Source organism: Methyloceanibacter sp., from assembly GCF_051306395.1.
In the GTDB taxonomy this organism is placed as follows: domain Bacteria; phylum Pseudomonadota; class Alphaproteobacteria; order Rhizobiales; family Methyloligellaceae; genus Methyloceanibacter.
In genome coordinates this window covers 1-7791 of record NZ_JBPPND010000168.1, presented here as the reverse complement: position 1 = coordinate 7791, position 7791 = coordinate 1, and the positions used below count along the sequence as shown (strand labels likewise).

The 7791-nt window shown below is 64.6% G+C and carries 8 protein-coding genes; 6 read left to right on the top strand and 2 right to left on the bottom strand.

Annotation, left to right across the window (positions count from 1 at the left end; translation table 11 throughout):
• The first annotated feature begins 65 nt into the window (after window positions 1–65).
• From ACSLE4_RS08770 to lpxB, 4 genes are all read left to right on the top strand, one after another.
• Window positions 66–1079 carry an agmatine deiminase family protein gene (locus tag ACSLE4_RS08770; RefSeq protein ID WP_435904082.1) on the top strand — a complete coding sequence of 338 codons (1014 nt, stop codon included), beginning with the start codon at window positions 66–68 and terminating at the stop codon, window positions 1077–1079.
• Window positions 1076–1933 (top strand): N-carbamoylputrescine amidase, encoded by an 858-nt coding sequence (gene aguB / locus ACSLE4_RS08765; RefSeq protein WP_435904081.1) that lies wholly within the window; start codon window positions 1076–1078, stop codon window positions 1931–1933. The genes ACSLE4_RS08770 and aguB overlap by 4 nt, the downstream gene beginning before the upstream one ends.
• Window positions 1930–2847, top strand: coding sequence for an aldose 1-epimerase (locus ACSLE4_RS08760; RefSeq protein WP_435904080.1), 918 nt, complete (start codon window positions 1930–1932; stop codon window positions 2845–2847). The genes aguB and ACSLE4_RS08760 overlap by 4 nt, the downstream gene beginning before the upstream one ends.
• Window positions 2848–2947: 100 nt before the next feature.
• Window positions 2948–4120 carry a lipid-A-disaccharide synthase gene (gene lpxB, locus ACSLE4_RS08755; protein WP_435904079.1) on the top strand — a complete coding sequence of 391 codons (1173 nt, stop codon included), beginning with the start codon at window positions 2948–2950 and terminating at the stop codon, window positions 4118–4120.
• 5 nt (window positions 4121–4125) lie between these two features.
• On the opposite strand, the gene ACSLE4_RS08750 is transcribed toward lpxB, so the two are convergent.
• The gene (locus ACSLE4_RS08750; protein WP_435904078.1) at window positions 4126–5127 is read right to left on the bottom strand and encodes a Gfo/Idh/MocA family protein; all 1002 of its coding nucleotides are present in this window, start codon (window positions 5125–5127) and stop codon (window positions 4126–4128) included.
• A 222-nt stretch (window positions 5128–5349) separates the two neighbouring features.
• Between ACSLE4_RS08750 and ACSLE4_RS08745 the strand changes: the two genes are divergently transcribed.
• A complete protein-coding gene (locus ACSLE4_RS08745) occupies window positions 5350–6507 on the top strand; it encodes an exo-beta-N-acetylmuramidase NamZ family protein (protein WP_435904077.1) in 1158 nt (385 codons plus the stop codon).
• A 33-nt stretch (window positions 6508–6540) separates the two neighbouring features.
• Window positions 6541–7275, top strand: a complete 735-nt coding sequence (locus ACSLE4_RS08740; protein ID WP_435904076.1) for a rhomboid family intramembrane serine protease — start codon at window positions 6541–6543, stop codon at window positions 7273–7275.
• A gap of 15 nt (window positions 7276–7290) precedes the next feature.
• Here ACSLE4_RS08740 and ACSLE4_RS08735 read toward each other — a convergent pair.
• Window positions 7291–7791, bottom strand: a 501-nt coding sequence (locus ACSLE4_RS08735; protein WP_435904075.1) for a vWA domain-containing protein, incomplete at its 5' end; no start/stop codon positions are given.

The window sequence follows — 7791 nt, the reverse complement described above, 5'->3', positions numbered from 1 at the left end:
GAGCAAGCCGTCAACGCCTTCAACGGAGCGGCTCATCACGGCCGCGCGCCTCAATGACGATAGCCTTGACCGCGCAGACCCTCGCCCTGCCGCCTGAATGGGCGCCGCAGAAAGCGATCTGGACCGCCTGGCCCGCCGACGCGGCCGAGTGGAACGGCGACCTGGAGACACCGCGCCGCGACGTGGCGGCGATGGTCCGCGCGCTGGCGCCTACGAATACCGTGCGCCTGCTGGTGAATGGCGCGAAGGCGGAGGCCTCGGCCCGCGCCGCCCTGGGAAACGACGCCGAGATCCTGTCGGCGAAGTACGGAGACGTGTGGCTGCGCGACACCGGCCCGCTCTTCGCTCGCGGACCTGAAGGCGTTGTGGCGCTGCGCTTCAAGACCAATGGCTGGGGCGGCAAATTCGACCTCGAAGGCGACGACACGGTGGGCGGCGACATCGCGCGCTTCTCCGGCACGCCCACGACGAGCTTCGACTTCGTGCTCGAAGGCGGCGCCATCGACCACGACGGTGACGGCACGATCCTCACCACGCGTCAGACACTTCTAAATGCGAACCGCAACGGCTGGAGCAAAGAAGACGCGGAGACCGCGCTGCGCACCGCGCTTAACGCCAAGGCCATCCTCTGGATCGACGAAGGCCTCGCCGGCGATCACACCGACGGCCATGTCGACAATATCGCCCGCTTCGTGGCGCCGGGGAGAGTCGTCTGCCAAACACCTGCCGACGACGACGATCCTAACGCGGCAACGCTCGACGCCATCGCAACGCGGCTCGAGGGCGCGGTGGACGCGAAGGGCCGGCGGTTGGACGTCGTGCGCATCCCGAGCCCGGGCCGCGTCGTGAACGCCCACGGCGAGATCGCACCCGCCTCGCACCTGAACTTCGTCATCGCCAACGGCGTGGTGATCGTTCCGGTTTATGGCACCGCGACGGAAGAAGCCGCGCTCGCCGGGTTGCAAGCCGTCTTTCCCGATCGCAAAGTCATTGGCCTTCCGGCGTTCGGGCTTCTCGGCGCGGGCATCGCCGGCGGTGGCGCGTTCCACTGCATCACCCGCGAGGAGCCTTCCCTGTGACGCGCAGCCTCTCCGTCGCCTGTCTTCAAGCGGCCTTCGGACCCGACATGAAGGCGAACCTCGACAAGGTCGAAGCGCTGATCTGCGAGGCCGCCGCGCAAGGCGCACAAGTGATCCTGCCGCCGGAGCTGTTCCAAGGCATCTACTTCCCCACGCGCCAGGATCCGAAATGGTTCGAGACCGCCTATGGGGTGGGCGATCACCCTTGCGTGCGGGCGCTCCAGACGCTTGCCAAGAGGCTCGGCGTGGTCATCCCCATCTCCTTCTTCGAGAAGGACGGCCCGCGCTACTACAACAGCGTGGCCATCGCCGACGCCGACGGCGAGATCCTGGGCGTCTACCGCAAGAGCCATATCCCCGACGGTCCAGGCTATCAGGAGAAGTACTACTTCCGCCCCGGCGACACCGGCTTCAAGGCGTGGAAGACCAAGTACGGCGTGATCGGCGCCGGCATTTGCTGGGATCAATGGTACCCGGAGGCCGCTCGCGCCATGGTGCTCGAAGGCGCCGAAGTGCTGCTCTACCCGAGCGCCATCGGCTCCGAACTTTACGACGAAAGCCTCGACACCCATGCGCGCTGGCAGCGCGTCATGCAAGGCCATGCCGTGGCCAATGCCGTGCCGGTTGTCGCGGCGAACCGCATCGGCCTCGAAGACAATGACGGCGTGAAGCAGAAATACTACGGCCACTCGTTCATCGCCGACCATACCGGCGAGATCACAGCCGAGCTCGGTGAGGAGACCGAAGGCGTCATCGTCGCGCAGTTCGACCTCGATGCGCTCGCCGCCTATCGCGCCGACTGGGGCTTCTTCCGCGACCGCCGCACCGACCTCTATGGAAAAGCCATCCTATGACCGCTGTTCCGAACGCGCTCGACGATCCTTCCGCGACACGAATCGCCGCAGCCGAGACCGAGGCGGTGTTCCTGCCCGGGCACGGCATGCTCGGCATCTCGCTGCGCCATCAGGGCATCGAGTATCTGAGGCGCAACGAAGAGCTGACGATCTTTGCGGAGAACAATAGGACCGCGGGCATTCCATTTCTTTTTCCCTGGGCCAATCGCTTGGCGGGCTTCCAATATGAGGTCGCGGGGCGCGGGGTGACACTCAGCGCGCATTCGTCCGTTCTGCGCTACGACGAGAACGGCCTCCCCATGCACGGCATGATGTGGCCGCATCTCGCCTGGAGCATCGTCGAGGCGAAAGCGGACAGTTTGATCGCGAGCCTCGATTGGTCCCATCCGCGATGTCTTGTGGTCTTTCCCTATCCCTGCCGGCTGACCATGACGGCGACGGTAGAGCCTGCGAGCCTCACGATCGAGACCGAACTCGCAGCCACCAGCGACATTCCGGTGCCGGTGAGCTTCGGCTTTCATCCCTATCTCGGATTGCCGGACGTGCCGCGCCAGGAATGGCACGTGCACATGCCACCGATGCGCCATTTGGTGCTCGACGACCGCAAGATTCCGACGGGCAGAGCTGAGCCTTTCGGTGGCCTCGACGCGCCGCTCGGCACCCGCGACTTCGATGACGGGTTCGCCTTGCTCGGAGACAAGGCCACCTTGTCCGTGGCGGCGGACGGTCACCGCATCGCCGTGGACCTCCTCGAGGGCTATCCCTACACGCAAGTCTATGCGCCCCATGACAAGGACTATCTCGCCTTCGAGCCGATGACCGCGCCCGCCAATGCGCTCACCAGCGGCGACGGCTTGCGTCTCGTCCCACCGGGCGACACGTTCCGCGCCAAATTCCGGTTCAGGATCGGCTAGGGGCGAATTTTCCTGGTACACGACACGCCCCTTGGCCTAAGTCCTGGGGGGTATCGCTTGAGCAAAGCCCCGCGAAAAGACGGGGCTAGAAGGAGTTTTGATGAGCCGGCAAGAGCCGCTGATCTTCATCGTCGCCGGCGAGGCCTCCGGCGACAATCTGGCCGGCAAGCTGATTGGCGCGCTGAAGGAGCAGACGGGCGGCCGTGCGCGCTTTGCCGGCGTCGGCGGCCCGCAAAGCGAGGCACAAGGCCTCGAAAGCCTGTTTCCCATGCAAGAGCTCTCTCTTATGGGCGTGGCCGAGGTCATTCCCCATCTGCCCCGCATCATCAAGCGGCTGAGGCAAACGACGGCCGCCGTGCGCGAGCTCAAGCCCGATGTCGTCGTGACCGTTGATGCGCCGAGCTTCTGCCTGAGGCTGGCACACAACCTGCGCGGCACGGGCATTCCCGTGGTGCATTACGTGGCGCCTCAGCTATGGGCCTGGCGTCCGGGCCGGGCCAAGAAGCTCGCCAAGCGCGTCGACCATGTCATGGCGCTTCTGCCCTTCGAGGTTCCCTTCTTCGCCAATTATGGAGTTCCTTGCACCTATGTCGGTCACTCGGCCATCGAAGCGGGGGCCGGAAGGGGCGACGGCAAGGCTTTCCGCAAACGTCACGGGCTGCCCGCAAAAGCTCCGGTGCTTTGCGTCGTGCCGGGGAGCCGCGTCGGCGAGGTGCGGCGCATGCTGCCGGTGTTCTCCGGCGCGCTGTCGATATTGAAGCAACGCTACCCTAATCTGCACATCGTCATTCCGGTGGCCTCGGCGGTCGCCCAAGAGGTCGAGGCCTTGACCGCGGACTGGCCCTTCCCCGTCGTTCACGTGACCAATGCGGAAGAGCGGTTCGATGCATTCGCAGCCTGCGACGCCGCCATGACCAAGTCGGGCACGGTGACCCTCGAGCTCGCACTCGCCGAAGTCCCGATGGTCGTTTCCTACCGGGTCAATCCCGTCACGGCCTTCATCGTCCGCCGCATCGGCATCAATGTGGAGCACGCCTCGCTGGCGAACCTGCTCGTCGGCCACGGCTTCATACCCGAACTCATCCAAGATGACTGCACACCCGAGTCCCTCGCGCGCGAAATGGAGGCACTGTTCACCTCGGACAAAACGCGCGAAGCGCAGCGCGAAGGCTTCCGTCAAGTCATCGAGATTCTCGGAAAGGCTACTCCGGCGCCGAGTACGCGCGCGGCAGAGGTTGTGCTCGATCTCATGCGTGCCCGCTCGGCAGGCTGACGCGACTAGCTTTTCGCCGCGGCGGCGAGAACATCGCCAGGCTTCAGCCAGCTCTGAACTTTCTGCAATTGTGCGTCGATGCTCTCGTTGATCAGCCCCGCGACGCGCAACGCTTCCGACCCCGCATGACCATCGACGAACGGTTTGCGGCCGGTCCTGATGCATTCCAGGAACGACGCAATCTCGTTGCCGAGACTGTCCTCTTGCGGAATGTCGATCGTCTCGGTGGTGATCGCCGCGAGGCCCTGCGTCATCGGATCGCCGCGCAGGCCGTAGCCGAAAATCTTTCGCTCACCGAGATCGCAGTTGAGATAGTTGCTCTGGGCGAAGACGCGAAGCCGACGCTCCGTCTTGTAGCTGACCCGGCTCGCCGTAACATTGGCGACACAGCCGGACTCGAAATTGATCCTTGCATTGGCGATGTCGATCTTGCGCCCCATGACACCCGTACCCACGGCGTCCACCTTGGTGACCGGCGCGCCGACGAGCCCGATGATCATGTCGATGTCGTGGATCATCAGGTCGAGGATCACGTCGACCTCGACGCCCCGGGTCTTCCATGGAGCGATGCGATAGCCCTCCAGGTAGAGGGGCCTGTCGATCTTTTCCGAAATGACGCGGTAGGCGGCGGAATAACGCTCGATGTGTCCCACTTGGAGCACGGTGCCGCGCTCCTCGGCTAACGCCGTAATGGCCTTGGCGCTCTCCACGGTGTCGGTGATGGGCTTCTCGATGAGCACGTGAAGTCCCGCCGCGATCAGCTCGCGCGCCACATCGAAATGAAGCGGCGTTGGCACGGCGATACTCACCGCATCCACGCGATCGAGGATTTGGCGGTGATCGGTCACGGCTTCGGCGCCGAACTCATCGGCGACGGCTTTGGCCCGGGCCGCGTCCGCATCGACCACGGCGACGAGCTTCGCGTCCGGATTCTTGGAATAGTGATTGGCGTGGAAGCGCCCGAAATACCCGGCTCCCACGACGGCTGTGCGAATCTGCTCTGCCATTGCCCTTCCCGTTGAACGCCTCTTGCCGGGCTTTTTGTCGCAAAATCCGCGCCTCCGCCAGCCCTCAAGCCGCGAAGGTGCGTCGCAGGCGGAAATTGGGGCGTGAAACCGCCCGCGACTCCAGGTAATCCCTTGCCACGCTTGGCCGAAGGAGAGACCGAATGCCGCAACTGCTGCCGAAAGTGGGACCCCGGCTCCCCACCACGCAGGCAAGGTAAGCCCATGCTGCTCGGCTCAGAACGGCTGATCGCCTCCGGGCGGCTCGACGGCCTGAAGGTCGGTATTCTCGCCAACCCGGCCTCCGTCGATCACGAGTTCCGCCATATCGTCGACCGGCTCGGCAACGCCGGCGGCTTCACGCTCGCGGCGATCTTCGGACCCCAACACGGCTTTCGCTCGGACCTCCAGGACAACATGATCGAGACGCCGCACGCGGACGATCCGAAGCGCGGCGTGCCGATCTTCTCGCTCTATAGCGAGACGCGCGAGCCGACCAAGGAGATGCTTGACCTTATCGACGTGCTGGTCATCGACCTCCAGGACGTCGGCGCGCGCATCTACACGTTCATCTACACCATGGCGAATTGCCTGCGCGCGGCGGCGAAGACCGGCACCCCGGTCATCGTTTGCGACCGGCCGAACCCAATCGGCGGGCTGCAAGTCGAGGGTCCGATGCTAGAGCCGGGCTTTGAGTCCTTCGTGGGACAGTTTCCCATCCCCATGCGTCACGGCATGACCGTGGCCGAGCTGGCGAGGCTCTTCAACGAGCATTTCGCGATCGGCGCGGAGCTCGGGATCGTGCCCATGGAAGGCTGGTCGCGGGAGCTCTATTCCGACGACACCGAGATTCCCTGGATCATGCCGTCGCCGAACATGCCGACGCTGGACACGGCCATCGTCTATCCCGGCACGGTGCTGTTCGAGGGCACCATGGTCTCGGAAGGCCGCGGCACCACGCGGCCTTTCGAACTGATCGGCGCACCCTGGCTCGACGGCGCGGCGCTCGCCGCACACCTGAACCTATTGGGGCTAAGCGGCGTTCACTTTCGCGAGGCGGGTTTCGAGCCCACGTTTCAGAAGCACGCGAACACCCCCTGCCAGGGGTGCCAAATCCACGTGACCTCGCGCTGGGACTTCGAGCCGGTCAAGGCGGGCGTGGCCGTGATGCGCGCGTGCTACGGTCTCGCACCAGACCAATTCAAGTGGCGCGAGCCGCCTTATGAGTACGAGCACGACAAGATGCCTATCGACATTCTTGCCGGCTCCACGCAGCTGAGAGACCAGATCGAGCAGCAAGTCCCTATCGAGGATATTGCCGCGAGCTGGCGCGCAGGGCTCAAGGCGTTCGAGGAAGTCCGGAAGCCATACCTGCTGTATTAAAAGTCCGGCGAAGCCCGGACCTCGCGAGGGCGCATGTTTCCCATTGCCGACGACAATCCGCGCATCGACACGCCAATGGTCACTTGGTCGATCATCGCCGTATGCGTGCTGGTTTTCTTCTGGCAATTCTCGCTCGGCACCAATGCCGGCGAGATCGCCGTCTATCAGTTCGGCATGATCCCGGCACGGCTGTTCGGCACCGCCACCCTCGACCCTGCGATCGCCGAAGTCCCTGCCTGGGCAACCGTGCTCACGTCCATGTTCATGCATGGCGGCTGGATGCATCTCGGCTTCAACATGCTGTTTCTCTGGATCTTCGGCGACAATGTCGAGGACTCCATGGGGCATGGCCGCTATCTGGCGTTCTATCTGCTTTGCGGTGTGGCCGCGGCTTTGGCGCAAGCGGCCGTCAATCCGGACTCGACCATCCCCATGGTCGGCGCAAGCGGCGCCATCTCCGGCGTGCTCGGCGCCTACCTTCTGCTGCATCCTCGCGCCACGGTCCGCACCATTATCTTTCTCGGCGTCTTCGCCACGATGATGCACCTGCCGGCGGTGATCGTGCTCGGCCTGTGGTTCCTGCTTCAGCTGGTGAGTGCGGCCTTTTCCACTTCGGGTGAGCCCGGGGTCGCCTTCTGGGCCCATGTGGGCGGCTTCGTTGCCGGCATGGCGCTCGTGCCGCTCTTCAAGAAGCGCGATGTGAGCCTGTTTCAGCCCGCGCGCTACCGCGCGTTCCAGATGGAGCGCCGCCGCGGACCTTGGGGCTAGAGGCCAGGACTTGGGCTAGCGCATCAGGCTCGCCAGCGGCCGGGGCAATTTCGACATCATGGGACAGCCGAGCGTCTTCTCGAACGCCTCGACCAGCTCCTCCTGGTTCTCCGCGGTGATGTAGAGGCCGCCGGTCTCCTCGGCGAGGCATCTGACGTCGAGCGCGCTCTGCGCCCCGGTCCAGAAGGCCGTCATGCGAAACCCGATAACGTGAACCGTGAGCTGCAGGCCCTCCGCCTTCAGCCTCTTGCCCAGCGCACAGGGCGCGCCGTCGCAGGTTTCCTCCCCGTCGGTCAGCAAGACCACGACGCCGGGCTCGGCCCTGTAGTCGAGAACCGCCGCCGCTTGCTCCACCGCGGCCGTCAACGGCGTCTTGCCCGACGGGTTCAATCCATTCACATCGTGCAGGATGCGCTGCGCCGCATTGGGCTGAGGCCGGAGTTTGAGCTCCACGTTACATTGCTTGTAGGAGCCCGGCCCATAGGTGATGAGCCCGATGCGGCGATAATGGACCAC

What these genes read in the sequence shown, in the direction of transcription:
- ACSLE4_RS08760 (WP_435904080.1), top strand. Translation starts at nt 1,930, where the DNA reads ATGACCGCTGTTCCGAACGCGCTCGACGATCCTTCCGCGACACGAATC.
- lpxB (WP_435904079.1), top strand. Translation starts at nt 2,948, where the DNA reads ATGAGCCGGCAAGAGCCGCTGATCTTCATCGTCGCCGGCGAGGCCTCC.
- ACSLE4_RS08750 (WP_435904078.1), bottom strand. Translation starts at nt 5,127, where the DNA reads ATGGCAGAGCAGATTCGCACAGCCGTCGTGGGAGCCGGGTATTTCGGG.
- ACSLE4_RS08745 (WP_435904077.1), top strand. Translation starts at nt 5,350, where the DNA reads ATGCTGCTCGGCTCAGAACGGCTGATCGCCTCCGGGCGGCTCGACGGC.
- ACSLE4_RS08740 (WP_435904076.1), top strand. Translation starts at nt 6,541, where the DNA reads ATGTTTCCCATTGCCGACGACAATCCGCGCATCGACACGCCAATGGTC.